We start from the raw sequence: 21170 nt of genomic DNA, 5'->3' as shown, positions 1-21170 counted from the left end.
AGGAATCCGGCAGGAACCTCAGTCCCCGCGCATGAAGAGAAAGTAAACGGCAATGGCAATGGCAACGACAAAGACAATGGCCACCGGCAGAACCTTATCGAGCTGGAGCTCGCCCTTGACGATGAGCCCTTCCATGTAGGGGCTGCCGGTAAAGAGCCAGAGGCCAAGGGCCAGGCCGGTCATCACCAGGGTGTTGCTCGCCTGCTTGTAGAGGTTGTAGCAGATAAAGGCGATAAAGGGGCCCAGGAACCAGCCATTGGTGAAAAGCCCCTGGGCGTCCACCTCGCGGAACTGCTGGGGCACATTGGTGTTGTTGATAAAATCGACGATCGTCCCGATGAATTCGGTCATGGCGGCACTCCCCTCCCCTGCTGATTACTTGAGCCGATCCGGCGCGGTGGCCTGCTTGTATACCTTGATGGCGCAGTAGGAGCCGCACATGCTGCAGGCATCGCCCTTGTAAGAACTCCCCTCTTCCCGATAACGTCTTGCCTTGTCCGGATCGATGGACAGCTCGATCTGGCCTTTCCAGTCCAGGCGGTTGCGGCGCTCGGCCATGGCATGATCCTTTTCGATGGCCCCGGGCAAGCCCTTGGCGATATCCGCGGCATGGGCGGCGATGCGGGAGGCCATGATTCCCTCATGCACGTCCGCGGCGCTGGGCAGCTTGAGGTGTTCGGCCGGCGTCACATAACAGAGAAAGTCGGCGCCGGCCGCCCCGGCAATGGCTCCGCCGATGGCACCGGTGATATGATCGTAGCCCGGGGCGATATCGGTGACCAGCGGCCCCAGCACATAAAAGGGCGCGTCGTGGCAGAGGCGCTTCTGAAGAAGGATATTCGCTTCGATCTGGTTGAGGGGCATGTGGCCAGGCCCTTCGATCATCACCTGCACCCCGGCCTCCCAGGCCCGCTGGGTCAGCTCGCCAAGATGGATGAGTTCCTGCACCTGCCCGCGGTCGGTGGCGTCCGCCAGGCAGCCCGGCCGGATGCCGTCGCCAAGGCTCAAGGTCACCTCATGTTCCTTCAGGATGGCAAGGAGGTCGTCAAACCGTTCGTACATGGGATTTTCCTTGCCATTGTAGCTCATCCACTCAATGGTGAATGAGCCGCCGCGGCTGACCACGCCCATGAGGCGCTGGTGATTGCGGACCCGCTCCAGGGTGCTTCTGGTGATGCCGCAATGGATGGTCATGAAATCGACCCCGTCTTCGGCCTGCTGCTCGATGACCTTGAACATCTGGTCAACCGAAACCTCGCCGATCTTTTTTTTCTGCTTTTCCACAACCTCGGCGATGGACTGATAGATGGGCACGGTTCCCAGGGGGATCGGGCAGTTCCTGAGGATTTCCCGACGGATGGCGTCGAGCTCGCCGCCCATGGACAGATCCATCACCGTATCGGCGCCGGCCTTGAGGCAGACGCAGAGCTTCTGCAGTTCCTGTTCCACCTCCGGATAATCCCGGGAGGAGCCGATATTGGCGTTGACCTTGGTGGAGAGCCCCTTGCCAACGGCCATGATCTTTGCGAAGTTATGATTCTTGTTCTTCGGAATGCAGATGTTGCCCCGGGCCACGCCCTGCATGAGAAATTCCGGAGTGACGCCCTCCGTGGCGGCACAGTCGGCAAAGAGGGGGGTCATGGTGTTGTTGAGGGCATCTTCTCGAATACTCATTCGCAATCATCTCCGGTAAGCGACAGCCCGACGGCAAAAAGCGCGGGCGGCTGGTTATGTCCTTGCAGGCATTCCTCTGTTCGTGCGCAAGTCGTTTTGCTTTTGCTCTCAAGGAAGAGCTTCCCTAAAAACTGGAAATTTTACCAGCGGCACAGGCAGAATGCAATGTAAAAGAAAACTGGCAGGAGGCGGATATAACACCCCGTGTTCGTGAAGAATTTTAAAGCCGATGGCAAGAAGAACCAGGCCGCCGACGATCTCCGCCCTCGCCCCGAACCGGGAGACCAACGCCAGGCGCTCTGCGCCGGATATTTGCCTCAACGAATCAACACCAAATCCACAAAGGGGTAAATGGGTATTGCCCCGAATGAAACCATGTATTATATTATATGATAATAAAAGAGGAGAAACCAGCCATGTTGGTACAAGCAGACGCCAGACGCCGCATCACCTTACCCCCTTCCCTTGGCATCCAACCAGGAGATGCTATCGATTTGGAGGTTATGGAGGATGGCCGAATCATGCTGATCCCGGTAGAAGCGATACCAAAACACCAGATGTGGGCGTGGACCACCGAAAGCAAAGAGGCCATTGCCGCTTCCCTGGCCGACCCGCGCCCTTCCGTTGAGGTTGACACCCCGGACCAGGCGGAATCCATCGCCAAGAGGTGGGCTGGTGAGGATTGAGGTCCGCCCCGCCTTCGACGAGGCAGTCATGGCCGCCGAGTTGCCCATCCGCAAGGCTGCAGCCAAGCTGCTCCAGCTTCTTCACTCCCTCGACCTGCCGCAACTCTGGAGCTACCCCGGCCTCAATTTCGAGAAGCTGCATGGCATGATCGAACCCGCTTCCGGCGAACAGCTCTACTCTCTGCGCCTCGGAAGCGCGACCAGAGCAATTGCCTGTTTACGCCAAGGGCCTACCCTGGTGCTGGTCAGCCTCCACGTCCAGCACGACAAGGCTTACCGGCGGTGATGGCATTGCCCCCTTTCCCACAACAGCAGACGGAACGAGTTAGTCAACCAACAAGGTCCCCTTCTGCTCTCCAATGCGGCCGGGCAGACTACTCTTGCAAAATTCCATTGTCTTTCCAGAGTTGACGCGCGGTGCCAGTGTACAGCTTGCCCGATAGCCGAAGGACAGCTTCACCTCGCTGCAAGGTCTTATGCAAAGTTTGGCCGAGTACTTTTTTCTGTTCGTTTTCAGAGAGCGTCTGCGGAGAAAAGTGAATGCCGCACTCGGCGAAGTCGGTAGCGTTCGCCCCCTTGGTGAGGAAGGCATCCGCATCTTGCGAAGCCAGCCAAACCGGAAACCCCCAAGAACGCCCTTGTCGAGCCAAAGAGCCGAGTAGGCCGGACTTTCCTTCCTTCGGCAACAGCAAGTGTGCCTCATCAACGAACAGGACCATCTGCAAAGGCTGGATGCCGTTCTTGATCGCCAGCGCGCGATTCAACTGACGCATGATGCAATTCAGGATGAAAGCGACGGCCAGCACCTTCGTGTCGTTGTCATTGCCCAGCGGCTTGAAATCGATAACACGATTCGGCCGGAGGTGTTCCGCAGCGATGATTGCGGTCAGAAAACCCCGTGTTCGTGAAGAATTTTAAAGCCGATGGCAAGAAGAACCAGGCCGCCGACGATCTCCGCCCTCGCCCCGAGCCGGGAGGCCGCCCCGAGCAGGCAGCCCAGCCTGAGACCGACCGCGGTAAGCAGAGAGGCGACAATGCCGATGATCAACGCCGGGAACCAGACGCTGATCTTGAGGACGGCAAAACTTAAGCCCACGGCCAGGGAATCGATGCTGGTGGCGACGGAGAGGGTGATCAGCATGCGGCCACGGGTCGGGTCGCTCCCCTCGCCCTCCTCCTTTTCCTCCCGGACCGCCTCGATGATCATCTTGATGCCGACAAAGGCCAGCAGCGCGAAGGCGATCCAGTGGTCCACGCTTTCGATGAGGGTTCGCACCGTCAGCCCGCCAAACCAGCCGAGAACATTCATCCCCGCCTGGAAGAAGCCGAAATGCCAGGCCAGCCGGAAGAGTTGCCGGAAATTTACCTGGCACAGGCTGACCCCGGCGGCGAGCGCCACGGCAAAGGCATCCACCGCCAGGGCAAGAGCGATGAGGAGGATCGTGGTGAATTCCATAAGGGACGAAAGGGAAATGGTTGCGCTGCCTGTTCATCGGGAATTGAAGAAAACAGCGGCACTTGACCATCTTTTTCGCGGACTGGCAAGGGAAAACCCCTTGCCGGCACCTGCGAGAAAATGGCCCCTGCGACAAAAAACATAGGGGATAAACCGCCGCGGGTTTGGTATCATTACCTACGGGTTGCCGGGCCAGGCTGACCACTTTCCCCCAAAACCGATGGCAGCGTGATCCCTTGCCCAAGGCAAGCGGCTCCAACGCAGGCGGAAAACGCCGCGGACAGCGTCCCTGCCGCCGGCCCGAGGAAAAGGCGACGGCAGGATAACGATACAAGGAAGAAGAGAGGTTTTTTTTAATGGCTGCAAAAATTAAAATCGTGCTTGTCGACGACCACGAGATGGTCAGGACTGGCCTGAAATCCCTGCTTGAAACAGAACCCGACTTTCAGGTGGTCGGAGAGGCCGGCAACGGCATTGAGGCCCTGGCGAAAGTCGCACAGCTCAAACCCGACGTGGTGGTGATGGATATCAGCATGCCCCTGATGGACGGCTTTGAGGCCACGAAAAAGCTGGCGGCAGCCAATCCGGAGTCAGCCGTGCTCGCCCTCACCGTCCACGAAGACAAGCAATATTTTTTCCAGATGCTGCAGGCAGGAGCCAAGGGCTATATCACCAAGGAGGCCGCTGCGGACGAGCTGGTCGCCGCCATCCGCTCGGTGGCGGCCGGCAATGTCCATCTCCTGCCCGCCCTGGCCCGCTGGCTCCTGGAGGATTATACGGTGCTGGCCAGCCAGAGCCAGGGGAGCCCGGGCGGGGAAGACAAGACCGGCCTTGATGTCCTGACCCTGCGGGAACGGGAAGTCCTGGAGCTGGTGGCGGAAGGCAACACCACCCCGAGAATCGGGGAAATTCTCAATTTAAGTCCCAAAACCATTTCCCGGCACCGGGAACGGATCATGAACAAGCTCAACATGCATTCCACCGCGGAACTGGTCAAATTCGCCATCCGCACCGGCCTGGTGAAGGCAGGCTAACAGCCTTTCGCCGGGCGGCCGCCCCTGTTTCAGTCCGGGCGGCCGCCGCCCCTGTTTTTCGCCGCCCTCTCCCCTTTTTCCCGGGCCAGATGCGCGGCGCTACTCCGCCGACATTCCGCCAGCAGGCTCCAGATCAGGAGCAGATGAATGGCGCAGGCAAAAAGGAGAATGGCGGAAAGCTGCCGAAAACGGCTCAGAACAAAGGCGCTGTTGCCAAGCAGATTCAGCAGGGCCAGCCAGCGTACCGGCCCGATCATTTTCCGCGACAGGATCGCCCTTCTTTCCGGCCGGCCGCGCGGCGGCCGGCTGCGACAACAACCCATCCCTCCCCTCCTTCCGGCTCGGCGCCGGCCGCCAAAGGCTCTCCGCTCTCCGGAACAGGCCAAAGAAGCCCTTGGCCACCCACGAATTGCCTGGCTCGTCCAGAACCGGTGCAATCCGGCGACGCATTGCTGTGCCGCTCTTATGCTAATAGCCCAATTCCACAGAATTTATTGGCAATTTCTCCTTCCTTGTCCAAAGAGCATTCTTCCTCTATAGTGTGAGCAGGAGGTGGCACCATGGCGCTTGATCCGCAATTGAAAAATCTCCCTGGAGAAGACGCCGGCACCATGCGCAGGACGGAGGCGCGGGAAATCGACCGGGAAGCTGGGCAGCACCTGGCAAGCCGGGAAGGAAAATACCTCATTTTCAACCTGGGCAGGGAGCGTTACGGCCTCGGCATCCTCAAGGTCCGGGAAATCATCGGCCTGATGGCAATCCACGAACTGCCCAACATGCCGCTCTTCTACAGAGGGGTCATCAATCTGCGGGGCAAGGTGATCCCGGTCATGGACATGCGCGGCAAGTTCGGCATGGAAAGCGTCGCTTACGACGCGCGCACCTGTATCATCGTCGTGGAGCTCTCCGGGGCGGACGGCTCCCGTCTGGTGGGGATCATCGTCGATTCGGTGTCCGAGGTGGCAAACGTCAGGGAGCAGGAGGTGGAGGAGCCGCTAAAATTCGGCGTCGCCGCCGACAGCCAGTGTCTGCTCGGCATGGCCAAGTTGAGCGAGGGCGTCACCCTGCTCCTCGATATCGACCGCCTCATGCACAGCGAAGAAGCCGTGGCGCTCAGCGGCGCTTTTTAGAAAAACGCCGGAAATGCCGTGTCCGGAAAAAACCGCCGCGGCAATCCGCTCCAGACCCCCTTCTCATGCCATCGCCGCCTGTCGGGAGGAATCGAGCAGCTCCCGCACCACCCTGGTAAGATGATCAAGGGAAAACGGCTTTTGCAGCAGAATGGAGCCCCGCTCCTCCTCCAGGGCCGAGGTGGCCACATCAAAGGCGTAGCCGGTCATATAGAGAACCGGCAGCCCGGGCCGCCGCGCCCGGATCATCCCGCTCAAGGCCTTGCCTCCCAGGCCCGGCATGATCAGATCGGTCACGAGCAGATCGATGTCCTGGCCCTGCTCGGCAAAAATCTCCAGAGCCGCCTGCCCGTTCACCGCCGGCAGCACCCTGTAGCCGACGTCTTCCAGGGTTGCGGAGAGAACCAGCAGCACTTCGGCGTCATCCTCCACCAGGAGAATGCTTTCCGTTCCCTTCTGAAGTTTGGGGGAGGCGGGCGCACCCCTTTCCGCCGCGACGGCATCCTCGCTCTTCGGCAGAAAAATCTTGAAACTGCTGCCTTTGCCCACCTCGGATTCCACAAGGATATGGCCGCCGTGCTGGACGACAATGCCATGCACCGTGGCCAGCCCGAGCCCGGTACCCTTGCCCACCTCCTTGGTGGTAAAAAAGGGATCAAAGACCATGGCCATTTTTTTGGGCTCAATGCCGCAGCCCTGATCGCAGACCGCGAGCACGACAAAATCACCGCAAATCTCCCGTAAATCCACATCGTAGAGCGTCTTCGCCGCGACACTTCTGTTTTCCGCACTGATCACGATCTCGCCGCCATCCTCCATGGCGTCCCTGGCGTTGACCACCAGATTGACGAGCACCTGCTCCATCTGGCTGCGATCCGCCAGGACGGTCCACAATTTTTCCGGAAGCACGGTGGAGAGGGTGATATCCTCGCGAATAAGCCTGCGCAGCATCTTGGTGAATTCCTGAATCGACTGCCGCAGATCAAGGGGCCGCACCTCGATTTTCTGTTTCCGGGCAAAGGAAAGAATGCGCCGGATCAGCTCCGCCGCCCGCTGGCTGCAGTGTTCGATGGTCTCGAACTTGCCGTGCAGATCATGATTGTTCTCGGTCTGCATCTTGCCCAGCTCGGCATAGGCGATGATCGGGGTCAGGATATTATTCAGGTCATGGGCGATGCCGCCGGCCAGGGTGCCCAGCGCTTCCAGCTTCTGGGCCTGCCGGTACCGGTCTTCCAGACGTTGCCGCTCCTCCTCGTTGGCCTTGCGGGCCGTGATATCCCGGTCGATGCCGCGATAGCCGCAGACCTGGCCGCTGCCGTCGAAAACCGGCGCTCCGCTCGACTCGACGATGATCCTCGCCCCATCCCTGGTGAGAAAGGGCCGCTCCAGGGCCTGGCAACGGCTGCCGGCGGAAACGCACTCGGCAAAAAGGCGGCGGAGCGACTCCTTGTTTTCCGGGGCGGCCAGCACTTCATAAAAATGCCTGCCCAGGAGTTCTTCCGGGGCATAGCCGTACAGATCGCGGCTCACCGGGGAGCAGTAGGAAAAGCGGCCTTCGCGGTCAACCTCCCAGACAAAATCGCTGGTGGTTTCCACCAGGGAACGGAAGCGATGTTCCGAGGCGAGCAACTCCCTGCGCTGCTGTTCGGCCAGCCGGGAGAGATACCATTTGGCCGTGAGCGAAAGGGCGAGCTGCCGGAGTTCGTCGGGGTCGAAGGGCTTGCGCAGAAAAAGCAGTTTTTCCGACGACCCCACCGCCCGGACAATCTCCTCAATACTATGATCGGAATAGGCCGTGACAATGACCAGCTCGATCTCCGGGTCCTGGGCGCGGATTCTTCTTGCCGTCTCCATTCCGTCCCAGCCGGGCGGCATCCGGACATCGACGAAGGCCAGGGCAAAGGGTTCGTTCTTGCGCACCGCCTCCTCGACCATGGCGAAGCCTTCCTGTCCCTGCGCCGCAAAGGAAAGAAAAAAATTCGCCGCCGCCGGATCGTCTTCGCTCCCCGGAGAAAGAAGCCGGCTGATCTTCTCGGCGGAAGCGCCGGAAGACTCTGTTTCCGGCGTTAAAACCAACCGGTATGCCTTCCAGACATCCCGGTCATCGTCGATTACCAGAATCCGCAGATGTTGCTGCGTCATGTTCCGTGTCATTGCCCTGCTCCGCTCCGTTTTCCGCCGTCCGGCCCCCGGCCCCGGCTCTACTCCTTAATCCTGCCCCGGCGAAGCCGCGGCAGGCAACACTGCGCTGAAACGCGCTCCTTTGTCAGGTCCTTCGCTTTCCGCCTCGATGAAGCCGTTGTTGGCAATCATGTAGTTGGCACAGGAATGCAAACCGAAGCCGCTGCCCCGCTCCTTGGTGGAATAGCCAAAGGTGGAAAACCGCTTCTTTTCCTCCTCGGAAAATCCGCAGCCGGTATCCTTGACGGAAAAAAGAACCTGCCGCTTTCCGTCGGCGTCCCGGACCGTTGTGGTGATGGCAAGCTCCCGCGCTTTCCCGACGCAGCCGTCCATGGCTTCATACCCGTTTTTGATCAGATTCACCAGGACCTGGAGCAGTTTCGCCTCCTCCGCCCTCACCGGCGGCACCTCCCCCAGACGCATCACCACGGTGACATGCCGCTTGCCGATGTCGTCGGCCAGGATTTTCAAGGCGTCCTTCACGAGCCTGTTGATGTCCAGCAGATCAGGGTTGTCCATGAGCCGCGCATAGCGCATCTGCAGCCGGATAATGTTTTCTATGTGCCGATGTTTCCCCATGATCGACCGCAGCTCGCCCACGATGCGGTCGAGTTCCTCGGCAACCCCGGCGGGCAGGTAGCGGATGATGTTGAGGCAGTGCTCCCTTTCCTCCTCGCTGAGCACCCGCGTTCCCTCAAGGAGATCGCGCAGCGGCGCCAGGGATTCCGCCAACCTGAAACGCAGGGGGCTTTGGGCCAGATGACTGCACAGCGTCGCGGCCCCCACCTGGGCGGGGGTGATGGCGTTGCCGATGTTATGCAGGACGCCGACGGCCATTTCGGCCATGCCCGCCTCATGCGCCTGCCGCACCATGATATCCTGCGCCACCTCAAGCTCCCTGGTTCTCTCCGCCACCTTTACCTCCAGGGACTTGGCGTAGCCGTCGAGCTGCTGCCGCATGAGGCGCAATTTTTCGGTCATGCTGTTAAACGAGAAAGCCAGACCGGAGAATTCCTCGCATACCATGCCCTGCAAGGCTATTTCCCGGTCAAGCTCCCCGGCGGCGACCTGCCGCACCCCGGCATGAAGCGCTCTCGTCGCCCGCACGAAGGAACGGCTCAGAAGGATGCCCCCGCCCAGACCGGCAAGGAGGAAAAAAGAGAGGATATACCCGAAATATCTGGTCGTCTGCCGCATCTGCGCGGCCCATTCCGTCCTGGCGCTGACGATTTCCTTTTCCAGAGGCGCCAGCGAGTAGCCGCAACGGATCATCCCCCAGAGCGTTTCTCCGCTGTAAACGGGAAAAACCGCCTCCATGATGGAGTGGTTGCCGGCCTCTTCCATCTCCGGCCATAAATATTCCACCGGAATTTTCCCGTCCGGCCTCTGGACGGGGAAGGCTTTTTCCATCAGCAGGGCGGCCCGGGCGTCCCGTTTGCCGGCGAGGCGGCTGCCGACCTGATTGGCGTCGTTGTGCGCGACAACGGTTCGCGACCGGTCCATGATCAGACAGTAAAGGATTTCCGGATCATCCCGGACCACCTCGGCAACCAGATTCTGCAAAAAGGTGAAATCAAAACCGGCCACGGCCTCCCGCGCGCTCATGGCCGTACTCCGGACCAGGGAGGCGCTGCGGATGACCAGGCCCTGCCGGATCATATTGATATTGCGCTCGAGTTGAATGTCGCGAAGCTGAACGGTTTCCCGGAGGATGAAATAGCTGAAGGCCGGAAAGAGCACGCAAAGCAGGATCATGTTCATGCCCAGCAGATACACGCTGATTGTCGGTCGCTTCCGCATGGTTCCGTTGCCTGAATTCAAAAAATCGTTTTGCCGGGCAAGGCTCAACCGCCAGGGAAAATTACCCTCCGGGTCCCCGCCCCCTCCGCGTGTCGGCCAGGCGGCCAAAAACATCTATTTCTCAATCCGACCCTCCCAGCTTAGCCGCGCCGGAAATGAAAGGGCAAGCGGAAAGTGACGAAAAACAGCCAGGCGGCCATATGATATTTCAGCCGAAATGCTTGTCCACGGTGGCGATCCGGCTATGGATCGGCGGAACAACCTCCTCGTCGATCCAGACATCCAGTACGGTGGGCCGTTTCTCCGCGAGAATATCGCGGGCCAGCTCGGGGGTGAGCGGATTGCTCCCGTCCAGACGGACACCCCGGGCACCCAGGCCCTCGGCTACCCGGACGAAATCCACCCGCTTGAACCGGGGCGGCAGACCGTCCGGGATCGGGGTTTTAAAAAGCCGCCGGCCATGGTGGACCATGCCCAGCATGGCATTGTTAAAGACCACCCAGATCACGGGAATATCATGATCCACCGCGGTGGCAACCTCAAAGCCGTTCATCAGGAAAGAGCCGTCCCCGACCATGGCCACCACCGGTCGCTCCGGCACCGCCAGCTTGGCGCCCACCGGCGCCGCCACCGCATAGCCCATGGAGCCGAAGCCCAGAGAAACATAAAAACTGTATGGCCTGTCGATGGTCATATGCCGGATTGCCCAGGCCATGGAGGTGCCGATGTCGGCAAAATAGACGGTGTCCGCCGGGAAGGCGCGCTCGATATCGAGCACCAGCTTCTGCGGATGATACAGATGTTCCCGGCTCACAAAGCTGGTTTCGGCAACGTCCCGATGCTTCCGCCGCAGGGCCGCGAGGCCATCCATCACCGCGTTGCCATGGATGGAGGAATACTGCCGCGAACGTTCTTCCACGATCGCCTTGCACAGCTCCTTGAGGTTCATCCTGGCATCTCCCACCAGCCCCACCGATGCGCAGTAGTTCCTGCCGATCTTCTCCGGATTGATATCGATATGGATCAGATGCTCGGTGGGGTGGATGCGGTCATCCCAGCCACTGGTCATCATCTCGGAAAAACTGGTGCCCACCCCGAGCACCACGTCCACCTCCTCATCGATGATGTACTCCTTGGCCAGGGGATTGCCGGCAAAGCCCAGAACCCCAAGCGACAGCGGATGCGATTCCGGAAAGACCCCCTTGGCCTTGGGGGAAGTGGCCACCGGCACCTGCAGGAGCTGGGCAAGCTCAAGCAACTCATTGGCGGCCCGGGAGAGCACCACTCCCCAACCGGCGATCACCACCGGCCGATGCGCCGCCACCAGATACTCGGCCGCCCGCTTGACGCTTTCCTCATCAAAGAGCCGGACCTCCACCTTGAGCGAACAGAGCTGCTGCTTGCCCACCTCACGTTTCATCAGGTCGGTGGGCAGATTGAGATGGGTCGGGCCGGAGGGGCCGCTCATGGCGAGCCGCACCGCCTTCTGCAGCATGTACTGCGCACGGTTTTCCGTGATCAGCATGCCGCTGTACTTAGTGAAATTCCGAAAAATATTGGTTATGTTCACCCCCTCGGAACCCGACTCCTGGATGGCGCCCTTGCCGAACACCGAGGTGGCCACCTGGCCGGTGAGCGCCAGAACCGGAATATGATCGGCATGGGAAGAAGCCAAACCGGTGATCAGGTTCGAGGCTCCCGGCCCGGCCGTGGAACAGCAGACGCCGAGCCGCCGGGAAACCCGGGCATATCCGTCCGCCATGAAGGCGGCGCCTGCCTCGTGCTTGGTGACGATGGGCTTGACTCCCTTCCGGTTATGATGGATCGCGGTATTCAGATCCTCAATGGCCCCTCCCGGCACGCCAAAAATATACTCAACCCCGATCTGCCCCAACAGATCGATCATCAACTCTGCGGTGTTCATACTTCTCCCCCCAGGATGGATTTGCGCGGCCAGCTCGCCGCCTCAACGCGCGAAACAAAAGCCGCAATACCTCTTGCGGCTTCCCTATATCTTCCAGTATGGAAATACCATGCGGTAACGGACCGTAATAAAAGAGCTGTCCACTCTTGTCTTGAGGAATGACAAATGCGCTTCATGTTCATGCTGAAAACCTATCTGCGAATCCTCCTTATCACCTGGCGTGTATACGGATTCGGCCCTGTTTTTCTCAACTGGCTGCTGGTCGAGCCCCTGCTGAAAATCCTCACGGCCCTGACCCTGGCCCTGGACCACCTTTTCTTCCCGGGTTTTCGCAAGGTCAAGGTGCAAAACCCCATCTTCATCATCGGCCACCCCAGGAGCGGCACCACCTTTCTCCACCATCTGCTGAGCCGGCACGAAGAGGCCGCTCCCTTCCACACCTGGCACCTCTTCTTCCCGGCCCTCACCGCCCGCGCCCTGTTCCGGCCCCTGGTAAGGGCGCTGATCAAAAAAGGCAAAACCGAGGTGATGCCGGAATGGACCGGCCACCGCATGGCGCTGGACAAGACCGAGGAAGAGGAGATGCTCTTCCTGCACAACTACGATACCAACTTCATCAGCATCGGCATGCTCTCCTTTGGCGAGCGGACATACCCGGAGCTGCAATACCACGACCGCCAGCCGAGAGAGGCGCGGCTCAGCTCCATGCGCTTCCTGGACGGCTGTTTCCGGCGCCACCTTTACCATACCGGGAAAAGCCGGATCATCGCCCAGACCCACTTCTCCACCTTCCGCCTCAAGACCATGCTGGAGTTCTACCCGGACGCCCGATTCATCTTCATCATGCGCAACCCCCACCATGTGGTGCCGTCCTTTCTCTCCCTGCTGCACAACAGCATCGAATTCCGTTGGGGCATCGAACGGATCCGGCCGGAGCTGCTGCAACGTTACAACGAACACCGCTTCCAGGGCATGGTGGACCTCTATCGCTATTTTTACGAGCTGGATACCCATGGCCAACTGCCGTCGGACCGGGTCATGCTCCTGCCCTACGACCTCCTGCGCGACGACCTGAACGCCGCCTTCGCCCGGATCATGGAATTCACGGCCCTCCCTGAGAGCGAAGGATTGCGGCGGGCGATACGGGAGCGGGCCGAAAAACAGGGGGCCTACCAGCGCAAGCACAAGGTGAAGGCGCTGGCGGAGTTCGGCCTGAGCCGGGAACGCATCTCCCGGGAATTTGCCTTTGTCTTTGCGCGGTACGGCATGGAAAAGAAAGCGGAGTAGTCAGATCGTCACCCCGCCGTCAACCCGCCAGATGGCCCCGGTCACATAGGTGGCCTCCGCCATGGCCACAATGACTCGGGCCACTTCCTCTGGCTGCCCGTAACGGCCCAGGGGAATGTGGTTTTCCTGCTTCTTTCTCATGGCCTGCAAGGCCTCCGCGCCCAGGCCTGTCTTGCTGAAGATCGGCGTGTCGATGGCGCCTGGCGCCACACCATTCACCCGGATTTTCCGGGGCGCAAGTTCTTTGGCAAGGCTGCGGGTAAAAGCGTCCACCGCCCCCTTGCTCGCCGCGTACAGGAAGGTATTGGGCGCCGCCTTTTCGACAATGACCGAAGAGACATTGACAACTCCCCCCCCTCTTTTTTCCAGGGCCGGCAACAGGGCCTGCATCAGCAGGAGCGGGCCCCGGACATTGACGTGAAACATTTCGTCGAAGTCGGCCGCGCTGAACGCGTCGAGGGCCTGGAATTTGGCGATGGCGCCATTGTTGACCAGCACATCCAGACCTTCCGCCAAAAAGATTTCCGCGGCCCTCGCCAGGTCCCCCGGCTTGCCCAGGTCCGCAATGAGAGCATCGGCGCCCAAGCGGCTTGCAGCCCTTTTTAGCCGTTCAGAGTCACGCCCCGTAATCGTAACGGCATACCCTTTGTCTTTGAACAATTTTGCCGCGGCAAAACCGATCCCAGAGTTTCCGCCGGTGATGAGAACGTTTTTTTGCATTTCCCTCGCCTATGCCCTCCTGTTTGGCGCATGGTCGGCCTTGCTCCCGCAGCTGTCCACGGCAACGCGCAGCCCGCGCAGATATTCCTCGACAAGGGCAAAGAGTTTTTTTACCTCGCCAGGGTCCACCGAATTGGGACAAACGCCCGCGCTCATGGTGATGGTGTTCTGAAATCCGCTCAATCCGACAGCAAAAAAAGGAGGAAAGGCAAGCGGTGCCGTCAGGATCGCATCCATCACGTCAACATGGCCGAACAACAGGTCTTCTTTTCTGAGAACCCCCATGTTTGTCAGCCAGGGCGGCGGCACTTTCGGTCCCAGCAGATGGCTCAGCCGCCCCATCAACCCGACCAGCCGGCGCCGCCAGGAAAAAGGAAACCAGCGGAGGGCGAAAAGCGATGTTTTGGTGAGCTCAAGACCGATGCAATTCTTTTTATGCCGGTCCATCCTGTTTTGCACCAACAGCACGGTTTCCTCAAAAGTGTCGCCGATCTCCCCGCCGATGTTCAGTAAAAAAAGGGAGGCAAAATTGGCAATGGCCTCGGCGCGCTTTTCCGGGAGATAACGGCGAAGATCCACCGTTATCCCGAGACGAAGCGCTTTGTGCCGGGGGGGCCGGAGCAGTTGGTAAAAAGCGCGAAAAAATGCGGCGGTCATGATGTCATTGACCGTGCAGTGGCGCTCGCCGGAATAGGCTTTGATCCTCTCATACACTTCCGGCGGTAGCCGGTGGAATAAAAATATCCGCCGGGAGAGATCTCTGCCCTGGCAGGGAAATGACCAGCTCCGGGGCGGATAAACTTCATCTCGCCAGATCTGCACGCTGCGCAGGAAAACGCGCAGGTAATCCGGCATTGACAGACGTTCGAAAATCTGTGCATGGGAGCGCCTCCCCGACAGGTTTACCGACGGCCTGTATTCGGGATTCAGCATGAGCGCTCGATAAATATCGCTGAGAAGTCTGAGGTATTCCTTTACCCCCCCGGCATCGGTGACAATATGATTTGCCTTGAGGCACAAGGTATCATTTTGCGAACGAAATATCCTGACCTGGATCAGGGGGGCGTTCCTCAGATCCAAAGGCATTGCGAGATAGCTGGCGATATCCTCTTCCGGATTGTCGGTGTGCGCCAGAGAGCAAAACTCCAGATGGTCAAGATCTTCGCGGCGTTGCCAGAATTGGCGCCACCCGCCGGCAACGAAACGCGACCCGAGAACAGGCTCGGCATCAAAGCTCAGCCGCATTGCCCGGTTCAACAGAGCATGATCGAGATGGCCCTGGCAGGTGACGACACCGTGGATTTGCAGATCACAGACACCATCGGCGCAGGAGACACCGTCATCACTTTTGACGGCGTCGAAAGAGGATGGAGGGGTGAGCAATCTTGTCCTCACGAATTTCCCGATTTTTTTACGCTCAACCATGGGTGGAAGACTCCCAGGAATATCCTACTCCTCTCCTGGAACTGGGCGGGCCGCTTTACCCTGGTAGTCTATGTCCTGGCATCGCAGCGGGAAAAACGATTCCGGCGGCTGATCAGCCGCCTCGGCGTAACACGCCTGGACCCCCGAGCTGACCCAGCAACCAAGCAGACGGTTTGCCTCCAGATCCGTAATTCCCTGATCCAGCAAAAACGCCGTTGCATAACCGAGCAAGTTCATGGTCTCCCCATATTCCGAGGTAAGCACGGCGTCGATCTCAGAGGCCAGGGCGAGGTGTTCGCCTCCGGAAAGACCGAGATGCTCGCCAACCGATGCCATGCCGGGAATTCGCTCGTCGCCCCGGGCAACCGGCCTCGCATAGCCCGGGATGACAGGAACACCGTCGCTTCGCCGTTTAGGATGGGATTTGACAATCTCTTCAACCGCAACGCCCTGTTGTTTCTTCTTCAATGCTTCACTCATAAAAGAAAACGCGGCCAGGATCGCGCCTGGCCCATACAAACGTGAATCTGAAGCCAAGATTCCTCCGCTGGCGGCAGCCACGGGAGAAGCCTGAACCGTGCCGGCCAAACTGCCCACCTGATTGCACCAGATGCGGGAATCAGGATAACTGAGACAGATAAAAAGGGCTTCCAGCCAGTCGGCCAGACGCCTTTCCGGTAACCGCCCGGTTACATTGAGAACCAGCATCTGAAAATAACTGACCTTGCCGACCAGTTCCTCCATGATGTCATAGCCGTGACTGTAGACCGCCTCTCCAATGACCATGCCGCCGATTCTGCTTCGGATTACGCCACGACGCTCATCCCAGAAGGAAGTATCGATCTTATTTCGTTTTTGCCGCAAGGACATAGTGCTCCTCATCAAGGAACGGCATGGCGGTGATGGGCTTGTCGGCAAGTTCCAGCCCATGGGCCAGAAGACCCGGCGCGCAGGCCAATTGAAACAGTCCGGCCCCGGCCCACGGAGAAAAGCCCAAGTCATGCAAGCAGGCGGCGGCAACCCCTGGCCACAACCAGCCCAGCCCATGGGGAAGCAACGCCTCCACAAACGCCGCCCCCCAGGTCATGGCCTCGCCACTGCCAAGTAAATCCGCCGTCTGTCCGGGCATTGGCTCGATGCCGCCAAAACGGCTGCCAAACCCGGGGGCGGGATGAAAGTCTCCCTGGTGAGGACGTGGCGCGGCAAGACGTTTCTCCGCCACTTCCGCGGGCAAATATTTCAGGTTGGCATCTATAAAGCGCATGGAGGCCAGCACCTCGGCGCCTCCCAGATGCGCCCCCCCCAACACGGAAAGACCGATGGGCAGCAGATGTTGGGGATTGGTCTTGCTCACCGCAGCGTTCATGACCGCCCGCGTGGCCGGATGGCGCGGCCCGGGGTTGATCATGGCGATGAAGAGGATCGAAAGCAGCCTGGCCTGCTGCGGGGTGGGCAACTCGCCAAGAAAGAGAAGAAAAACGACTTCAACAAAGCTCCTTTTTTGCGCCAGCTCCAGTACATCGTAGCCATGGCAACGGCACTGTTCCGCCAGGTATGGATTTTCCGCCGAAGGAACCTCCTGCCAGATCCTGGTCACGGTTCGGTGACAAAAATCCACATCCCGCTTCCTCACTCTTTGCGCTTTGCCTGGCATGTCCTTTTGCTCCCTGCGAAACTCAAAGAGGAAGGCTCCGCCCATACTTCCCTGGCGCGACCTTCCTCTTGCAATGGATTGTTCAAGAGGGTTTAAAAACGGCAACTTATTTCCGCATAAATTGCGCGACCCTCAATGGGATAATCATAAGGGATATAGGCGCCTTCCGGGGCGGCCGCGGCATAAGGGCTGGGAATCCGCCCCTCCTCGTCGAAAAGATTCCGCACCGAAACGGCAGCCTCCCAATGGTTGGCTATGCGCTTGCGCCGAAGGGTGAGATTGACCAGGCTGTAATCATCGATGTCCCCGCGGGGGTCGCCCTGGGACCGATGGCGCTCGCCGATCCAAAAATATTGTCCCTCCAGGGTCCAGTGAGGCAGAAAGGCCCAGCTCGGGTTCAGATAAAATTGCAGTTCGGGCGCATCCGGCACCACGGCATCCAGTTTTTTGTTTTCCGACCGCTGATGGGCGACATTGCCGCGCAGCCGGAAATCCTGCAGTGGCCGCCAGTCCATCTCCATTTCAAGGCCGTTCCCCTCCTGCTCGCCGTAGTTGGTAAACGCCTGGGGCAGGCCGGGACCTACCAGCTCGATGAGGTCCTTTGCCTCATAATTAAAGAGGCTCAGAATCAGGCGGAGATCCCTGGTGGGTTGATAGTCGAAGGCCAATTCCACGGTCTCGATCTCTTCCGGGGTAAGGTTGGGATTTCCGACGGATACCGGGTTGTTCTTGATGTTCTGTTCGGCAAAGGAGGGCCCGCGAAACGCCTGTCCATACATGAGCTTGGTGGTGAGGTCGTAGCGAGTCTCCCAGACCAGGGCCGCCCGCATGTTGGTGGTGGAGCCGAAGTCGGAATACTCGTCGTAGCGCACTCCGGCCGTCAGGGTCCAGGTCTTGGCAAACTGCCATTCGTCCTGCGCCAGACCGTACCCCAGGGTCCGGCTCCCATCGGATATGTAAATATGGGCCGGATCGGTTACATGCACCAGATCTCCGAACTGATTGAGCCCGGCCGCGGGACCGTAATTTTTATACTGATCCGCTTCGAAATCATAATTTTTCCAGCCCAGGCCCAGGCGCAACTGGTGATCGTTGAAGCCCTTGTAGACCCCGCTGGCCTCCACCCCGCCATCCTGGCTTGTCTGGATGGGCTCGCCCTGCATGTTGAGAAAGCCGGAGGGGTAAAACTGCAGGAAGGAATCCTGATGGATATAGGAAAAATAAACCCGGCTCTCCAGCTCCCAATTCTCGATAAGCTTGTCGTTGCGATGGGTGAGATCGGCAAGCAATGACTTGCTGTCCAATTCATTGTCATGGGTGATGGCCTGGGAACCTCCCGGGCCAAGGCTGGAATCCTGCAGCGTCCCGTAGAGGTGGAGCGCCCAGTTTTCCTTACGCAGATTAAGGTGACTGTCCAGTTGTTCATTCCAGGTGTCGATATGAGAAGGCGCATTGGAGAGCGCTCCGGCGCCGATGGCATGGAGATAATCTTTTTCGATGACCCGGTCCTTGTCGCCGCTGGTTTTACGGGATTCAACGCCAAAGGCCACGTCCCAGCCTCCGTATTGGCCGCCGTGCTGGGCCCAGAGGTCGGAGGTGTCAAAGGAGCCGTAACGGGCTCCGGCCTGGGTGCCATTGATCTCGAAGTTGTCCTTGGTGATGACGTTGACCGTGCCGGCAAAGGCATCGGCGCCGTGCAGGGCCGAGCCCGGCCCCCGCACCACCTCCACCCTGGAGATCATGGCCACCGGCATCTGAAAACCCATGAAACGGCTGCCCTGGTAGTTGGAGGTGAAGGGCACGCCGTTGATGAGCAGCAGCACCTGGGGGTTAAGGCTGGTATGGATGCCGCGGATGGACCAGATGGAACTGAAATAGCCGGTGCCGGACGGCTCGACGTGCAGCCCGGGCACCGTTTCCAGCACCTCGTCCAGGGTGGTGGCGCCCACTCCCTTGATGTCCTCGGCGGTGATCACCGAGGCAACCGAGGGGGCCAGATGCACCGGCTTGAGGGAGCCGGTGGCGGTGAGGAGCAGCCGGTCGGTGCGGTAGACATCCTCCTCCTGCGGTCCCTGGCCGAACATCTTCGCAAAAGCCTCGACCTCGTCCCTGCCGGGAGCCGCGGCCGGGGGGTCCGTTGCCATGGCCGCGGTGGCGCAGGGCAAGAACCAGCAAGCAGCAGCCGTCATAACCAGTTTTTTTCGCATCCGCCTCTCCCTTCCGCTCTTGAAACAGGGGCGCGCAGGGAATTTTCCCTCCGAGAAATCCCTGCTGCTTCTTTCCAGCTTAGGAGAAGAGACGGGGAAAAATCAAGTGAACATTTGTCGCAAGAAAAGGAAAAAATGCTTTGAGTTCATATGGTTAGTTAGGATAAAACCCCCGCCTCCTTCGCACGCGCCGCTCAGCGGATAATCGCGGTGGCCATATCCAGCACCTGGGGCGAGACCGACAGCTCGAGATGTTCGGCGGTTTTGATGTTGACGAAGAGCTGGGTGCCGATGGGCTCCATCACCCCGATCTCACCGGGATCCTGCCCGTTCAGCAGGATATTGCGGGCCATGGCCGCGACCTGGCCGCCGATCTGGCCGAGATCCGGGTTGACGGTAAGCGCCAATCCCATCCTGGCCAGATTCTGGCTCTGTCCGACACAGAGGAGCTTCTCCTTCAGACAGCGCTCCTCAAGCCAATCCATGTTCGCCAGGGTATAGACGACCGGGTCGTTCAGCAACCAGAAGGCATCCACCTTGCCGGCCAGTCGTTTGAAGGACCGCTGGAAATCCCCTGCACGGTCAATCCGCTCGGCCACCAGCTCCAGGCCAAGCAGGGCAGCCGCCTCCCTGGCCCGGATGAGAATCGTTTCCGACTGCGGGCCGTAGAGGAGGCCGATCCGCCGCATGGTCGGCAGAAACATGGTCATATTGACGAACTGGGCGCCGGGCGAGATCTCGGCGGCGACCCCGGCGATATTGCGGCTGCCGTCCAGGAGCTTATAACGCTGCCAGTTCAGGACCATGGCGAACAGAACCGGAATGTCCTGCCGATCCTGGGTCCAGATTTTTGCCGCATAGGCGGCCTTGGCGCCCAGGGCGAAAATCAGGGCCGGCCGCACGGCGAAAATCTTTCCCTTCAAGCCCGGATCACGGCCAAGATCGCCGTGCAGGTTAAAAACCTGCACCGGCATCTCCAGCTCCTCGCTGAAAAGAGCAGCCTGCTGTTCATAGGCCGCTTCGCTGTCCGAAAGCAGAATGACGACCGGGCCGCCGGAGGCGGCGGCCGACACCGGTGTGCCGAGCCAGAGGCCGAGCGCCAGGAGCAGAAGGAACACTTTCGTGTGGAGTATATTATTCAGCATCGGGAATCCGCCAGGCATCGATTTGCAGCATCTCCATGATCTCTGCCGCTTTGCCGCCCTCTTTGCCAGCCAGCAGCATCTCCCGCAACCGGTCGACCTCTGCGGCCGGAACCGCCCCCTCGACATAACAGAGTACCGGCAGCGGGATGGGATCGGAAACGGCAAGGGCTTTAACCGTCTTGAGAAGCCGGGGGTTGATCTTTCCTACATGTTCAAGATTGTCCTGGGAAACAAGCGCCGCCTTCACCTGCCGCAGGGCCAGGGCGAAGAGGGCGTCGGAATCCTTGGCCGTGGTGATGAAATTGAGCTCTTTGCCCCGGAGGCCGATGCGCTTGAAGAGGGCCTCGTCCAACAGGGCAAGCCCGGCCTGTCCCGCCGGCGTCATGGCGATGGTGGTGCTGGTCAGCTTTTCCGCGGTCAGAGCCGAATCCGCGGCGACCAGCAGCACCTTGCGGTAGGTGCTTGCCCCCTGGCGGACCGGAATGAGGAACGGCTTGAAGCGTTTCTCGTTGCCGTCCTGGCGAAGGTACCATTCCGGGAGGAAAAGAAACGCCGGGCCATCGTTCCGCGCCTCGCGGTCAAAATCGTGGAACCGGGCAAAAGGCTGAAAGGAACAGGCAAAGCCTTGGGTGGACAAAAAGGCGTCCATACCCTCCTTGAGGCCGGAAAGGTTGTTGTGAATGGAATCGGGATTGAAATAAAGGAAGTGGGCGGACTGGGTCGCGCTCCCCGCGTTAAGCGGCGCACAAACGAGCAAGACCAGCCCCAGCAGCAGGGCTGCCATATGCCTACACCGCCGGCGCATTCTGGCCAGCTCCATTGACTGAGGGAACCATAGCCCCGACTA

The 21170-nt window shown here is 59.7% G+C and carries 20 protein-coding genes; 5 read left to right on the top strand and 15 right to left on the bottom strand.

Translation table 11 applies throughout. The annotated features are described in order from the left end of the window. Positions 1 to 18: 18 nt before the first annotated feature. Together ACUUL3_RS15220 and thiC are read right to left on the bottom strand one after the other, a co-directional pair. Positions 19 to 351: a hypothetical protein gene (locus ACUUL3_RS15220; protein WP_448552784.1), complete on the bottom strand. Its 333-nt coding sequence runs from the start codon at positions 349 to 351 to the stop codon at positions 19 to 21. A gap of 24 nt (positions 352 to 375) precedes the next feature. After that, positions 376 to 1674 (bottom strand): phosphomethylpyrimidine synthase ThiC, encoded by a 1299-nt coding sequence (gene thiC / locus ACUUL3_RS15215; RefSeq protein WP_448552782.1) that lies wholly within the window; start codon positions 1672 to 1674, stop codon positions 376 to 378. A gap of 389 nt (positions 1675 to 2063) precedes the next feature. On the opposite strand from thiC, the gene ACUUL3_RS15210 reads away from it, so the two are divergent. Both ACUUL3_RS15210 and ACUUL3_RS15205 read left to right on the top strand, forming a co-directional pair. Then, on the top strand, positions 2064 to 2360 hold the full coding sequence (locus ACUUL3_RS15210; RefSeq protein ID WP_448552780.1) for an AbrB/MazE/SpoVT family DNA-binding domain-containing protein: 297 nt from the start codon (positions 2064 to 2066) through the stop codon (positions 2358 to 2360). After that, positions 2350 to 2646, top strand: coding sequence for a hypothetical protein (locus ACUUL3_RS15205; RefSeq protein ID WP_448552778.1), 297 nt, complete (start codon positions 2350 to 2352; stop codon positions 2644 to 2646). The genes ACUUL3_RS15210 and ACUUL3_RS15205 overlap by 11 nt, the downstream gene beginning before the upstream one ends. A gap of 88 nt (positions 2647 to 2734) precedes the next feature. Here ACUUL3_RS15205 and ACUUL3_RS15200 read toward each other — a convergent pair whose 3' ends face one another. Together ACUUL3_RS15200 and ACUUL3_RS15195 are read right to left on the bottom strand one after the other, a co-directional pair. Continuing rightward, positions 2735 to 3133, bottom strand: coding sequence for a hypothetical protein (locus tag ACUUL3_RS15200; protein WP_448552776.1), 399 nt, complete (start codon positions 3131 to 3133; stop codon positions 2735 to 2737). A 113-nt stretch (positions 3134 to 3246) separates the two neighbouring features. Next, entirely contained in the window at positions 3247 to 3816 is a 570-nt protein-coding gene (locus ACUUL3_RS15195) for a manganese efflux pump MntP (protein WP_448552774.1), read from the bottom strand. 356 nt (positions 3817 to 4172) lie between these two features. Between ACUUL3_RS15195 and ACUUL3_RS15190 the strand changes: the two genes are divergently transcribed. Next, positions 4173 to 4850, top strand: a complete 678-nt coding sequence (locus ACUUL3_RS15190) for a response regulator (RefSeq protein WP_448552772.1) — start codon at positions 4173 to 4175, stop codon at positions 4848 to 4850. A 29-nt stretch (positions 4851 to 4879) separates the two neighbouring features. Here ACUUL3_RS15190 and ACUUL3_RS15185 read toward each other — a convergent pair whose 3' ends face one another. Then, positions 4880 to 5173 carry a hypothetical protein gene (locus tag ACUUL3_RS15185; protein ID WP_448552771.1) on the bottom strand — a complete coding sequence of 98 codons (294 nt, stop codon included), beginning with the start codon at positions 5171 to 5173 and terminating at the stop codon, positions 4880 to 4882. 237 nt (positions 5174 to 5410) lie between these two features. On the opposite strand from ACUUL3_RS15185, the gene ACUUL3_RS15180 reads away from it, so the two are divergent. Continuing rightward, complete coding sequence (locus tag ACUUL3_RS15180; protein WP_448552769.1) at positions 5411 to 5980, top strand: chemotaxis protein CheW; 570 nt, start codon at positions 5411 to 5413, stop codon at positions 5978 to 5980. Between the two features lie 63 nt (positions 5981 to 6043). On the opposite strand, the gene ACUUL3_RS15175 is transcribed toward ACUUL3_RS15180, so the two are convergent. The 3 genes from ACUUL3_RS15175 to ACUUL3_RS15165 all read right to left on the bottom strand — a co-directional run bounded on the left by ACUUL3_RS15175 (position 6044) and on the right by ACUUL3_RS15165 (position 11885). Further along, entirely contained in the window at positions 6044 to 8122 is a 2079-nt protein-coding gene (locus ACUUL3_RS15175) for a response regulator (protein WP_448552767.1), read from the bottom strand. Between the two features lie 66 nt (positions 8123 to 8188). Continuing rightward, on the bottom strand, positions 8189 to 9961 hold the full coding sequence (locus ACUUL3_RS15170) for an ATP-binding protein (protein WP_448552765.1): 1773 nt from the start codon (positions 9959 to 9961) through the stop codon (positions 8189 to 8191). A gap of 208 nt (positions 9962 to 10169) precedes the next feature. Continuing rightward, the gene (locus ACUUL3_RS15165; RefSeq protein ID WP_448552763.1) at positions 10170 to 11885 is read right to left on the bottom strand and encodes a thiamine pyrophosphate-binding protein; all 1716 of its coding nucleotides are present in this window, start codon (positions 11883 to 11885) and stop codon (positions 10170 to 10172) included. Positions 11886 to 12050: 165 nt separating this feature from the next. Between ACUUL3_RS15165 and ACUUL3_RS15160 the strand changes: the two genes are divergently transcribed. Then, positions 12051 to 13172, top strand: coding sequence for a sulfotransferase family protein (locus ACUUL3_RS15160; protein ID WP_448552761.1), 1122 nt, complete (start codon positions 12051 to 12053; stop codon positions 13170 to 13172). On the opposite strand, the gene ACUUL3_RS15155 is transcribed toward ACUUL3_RS15160, so the two are convergent. The 7 genes from ACUUL3_RS15155 to ACUUL3_RS15125 all read right to left on the bottom strand — a co-directional run bounded on the left by ACUUL3_RS15155 (position 13173) and on the right by ACUUL3_RS15125 (position 21107). Beyond that, on the bottom strand, positions 13173 to 13892 hold the full coding sequence (locus tag ACUUL3_RS15155) for an SDR family NAD(P)-dependent oxidoreductase (RefSeq protein ID WP_448552759.1): 720 nt from the start codon (positions 13890 to 13892) through the stop codon (positions 13173 to 13175). Between the two features lie 9 nt (positions 13893 to 13901). Beyond that, complete coding sequence (locus ACUUL3_RS15150) at positions 13902 to 15317, bottom strand: condensation domain-containing protein (protein WP_448552757.1); 1416 nt, start codon at positions 15315 to 15317, stop codon at positions 13902 to 13904. A 24-nt stretch (positions 15318 to 15341) separates the two neighbouring features. Next, positions 15342 to 16181, bottom strand: coding sequence for a hypothetical protein (locus ACUUL3_RS15145; protein WP_448552755.1), 840 nt, complete (start codon positions 16179 to 16181; stop codon positions 15342 to 15344). After that, a complete protein-coding gene (locus ACUUL3_RS15140; RefSeq protein WP_448552754.1) occupies positions 16162 to 16935 on the bottom strand; it encodes a citrate synthase in 774 nt (257 codons plus the stop codon). Before ACUUL3_RS15140 ends, ACUUL3_RS15145 begins: the two co-directional genes overlap by 20 nt. Positions 16936 to 17063: 128 nt before the next feature. Continuing rightward, positions 17064 to 19178: a TonB-dependent receptor plug domain-containing protein gene (locus ACUUL3_RS15135; RefSeq protein ID WP_448552752.1), complete on the bottom strand. Its 2115-nt coding sequence runs from the start codon at positions 19176 to 19178 to the stop codon at positions 17064 to 17066. Between the two features lie 194 nt (positions 19179 to 19372). Continuing rightward, the gene (locus ACUUL3_RS15130; protein ID WP_448552750.1) at positions 19373 to 20323 is read right to left on the bottom strand and encodes an ABC transporter substrate-binding protein; all 951 of its coding nucleotides are present in this window, start codon (positions 20321 to 20323) and stop codon (positions 19373 to 19375) included. Next, the gene (locus ACUUL3_RS15125; protein ID WP_448552748.1) at positions 20313 to 21107 is read right to left on the bottom strand and encodes a PhnD/SsuA/transferrin family substrate-binding protein; all 795 of its coding nucleotides are present in this window, start codon (positions 21105 to 21107) and stop codon (positions 20313 to 20315) included. Before ACUUL3_RS15125 ends, ACUUL3_RS15130 begins: the two co-directional genes overlap by 11 nt. Positions 21108 to 21170 lie beyond the last annotated feature (63 nt).

The organism is Thiovibrio sp. JS02 (assembly GCF_053485635.1).
The sequence above is the reverse complement of the archived record's forward strand: the minus strand, read 5'-3'. Positions and strand labels throughout refer to the sequence as shown.

Excerpts from the sequence above, each read along its gene's own strand:
- ACUUL3_RS15220 (WP_448552784.1), bottom strand. The coding sequence starts at position 351 with ATGACCGAATTCATCGGGACGATCGTCGATTTTATCAACAACACCAAT.
- thiC (WP_448552782.1), bottom strand. The coding sequence starts at position 1,674 with ATGAGTATTCGAGAAGATGCCCTCAACAACACCATGACCCCCCTCTTT.
- ACUUL3_RS15210 (WP_448552780.1), top strand. The coding sequence starts at position 2,064 with ATGATAATAAAAGAGGAGAAACCAGCCATGTTGGTACAAGCAGACGCC.
- ACUUL3_RS15200 (WP_448552776.1), bottom strand. The coding sequence starts at position 3,133 with ATGCGTCAGTTGAATCGCGCGCTGGCGATCAAGAACGGCATCCAGCCT.
- ACUUL3_RS15195 (WP_448552774.1), bottom strand. The coding sequence starts at position 3,816 with ATGGAATTCACCACGATCCTCCTCATCGCTCTTGCCCTGGCGGTGGAT.
- ACUUL3_RS15190 (WP_448552772.1), top strand. The coding sequence starts at position 4,173 with ATGGCTGCAAAAATTAAAATCGTGCTTGTCGACGACCACGAGATGGTC.
- ACUUL3_RS15185 (WP_448552771.1), bottom strand. The coding sequence starts at position 5,173 with ATGGGTTGTTGTCGCAGCCGGCCGCCGCGCGGCCGGCCGGAAAGAAGG.
- ACUUL3_RS15180 (WP_448552769.1), top strand. The coding sequence starts at position 5,411 with ATGGCGCTTGATCCGCAATTGAAAAATCTCCCTGGAGAAGACGCCGGC.
- ACUUL3_RS15175 (WP_448552767.1), bottom strand. The coding sequence starts at position 8,122 with ATGACGCAGCAACATCTGCGGATTCTGGTAATCGACGATGACCGGGAT.
- ACUUL3_RS15170 (WP_448552765.1), bottom strand. The coding sequence starts at position 9,961 with ATGCGGAAGCGACCGACAATCAGCGTGTATCTGCTGGGCATGAACATG.
- ACUUL3_RS15165 (WP_448552763.1), bottom strand. The coding sequence starts at position 11,885 with ATGAACACCGCAGAGTTGATGATCGATCTGTTGGGGCAGATCGGGGTT.
- ACUUL3_RS15160 (WP_448552761.1), top strand. The coding sequence starts at position 12,051 with ATGCGCTTCATGTTCATGCTGAAAACCTATCTGCGAATCCTCCTTATC.
- ACUUL3_RS15155 (WP_448552759.1), bottom strand. The coding sequence starts at position 13,892 with ATGCAAAAAAACGTTCTCATCACCGGCGGAAACTCTGGGATCGGTTTT.
- ACUUL3_RS15150 (WP_448552757.1), bottom strand. The coding sequence starts at position 15,317 with ATGGTTGAGCGTAAAAAAATCGGGAAATTCGTGAGGACAAGATTGCTC.
- ACUUL3_RS15135 (WP_448552752.1), bottom strand. The coding sequence starts at position 19,178 with ATGCGAAAAAAACTGGTTATGACGGCTGCTGCTTGCTGGTTCTTGCCC.
- ACUUL3_RS15130 (WP_448552750.1), bottom strand. The coding sequence starts at position 20,323 with ATGCTGAATAATATACTCCACACGAAAGTGTTCCTTCTGCTCCTGGCG.
- ACUUL3_RS15125 (WP_448552748.1), bottom strand. The coding sequence starts at position 21,107 with ATGGCAGCCCTGCTGCTGGGGCTGGTCTTGCTCGTTTGTGCGCCGCTT.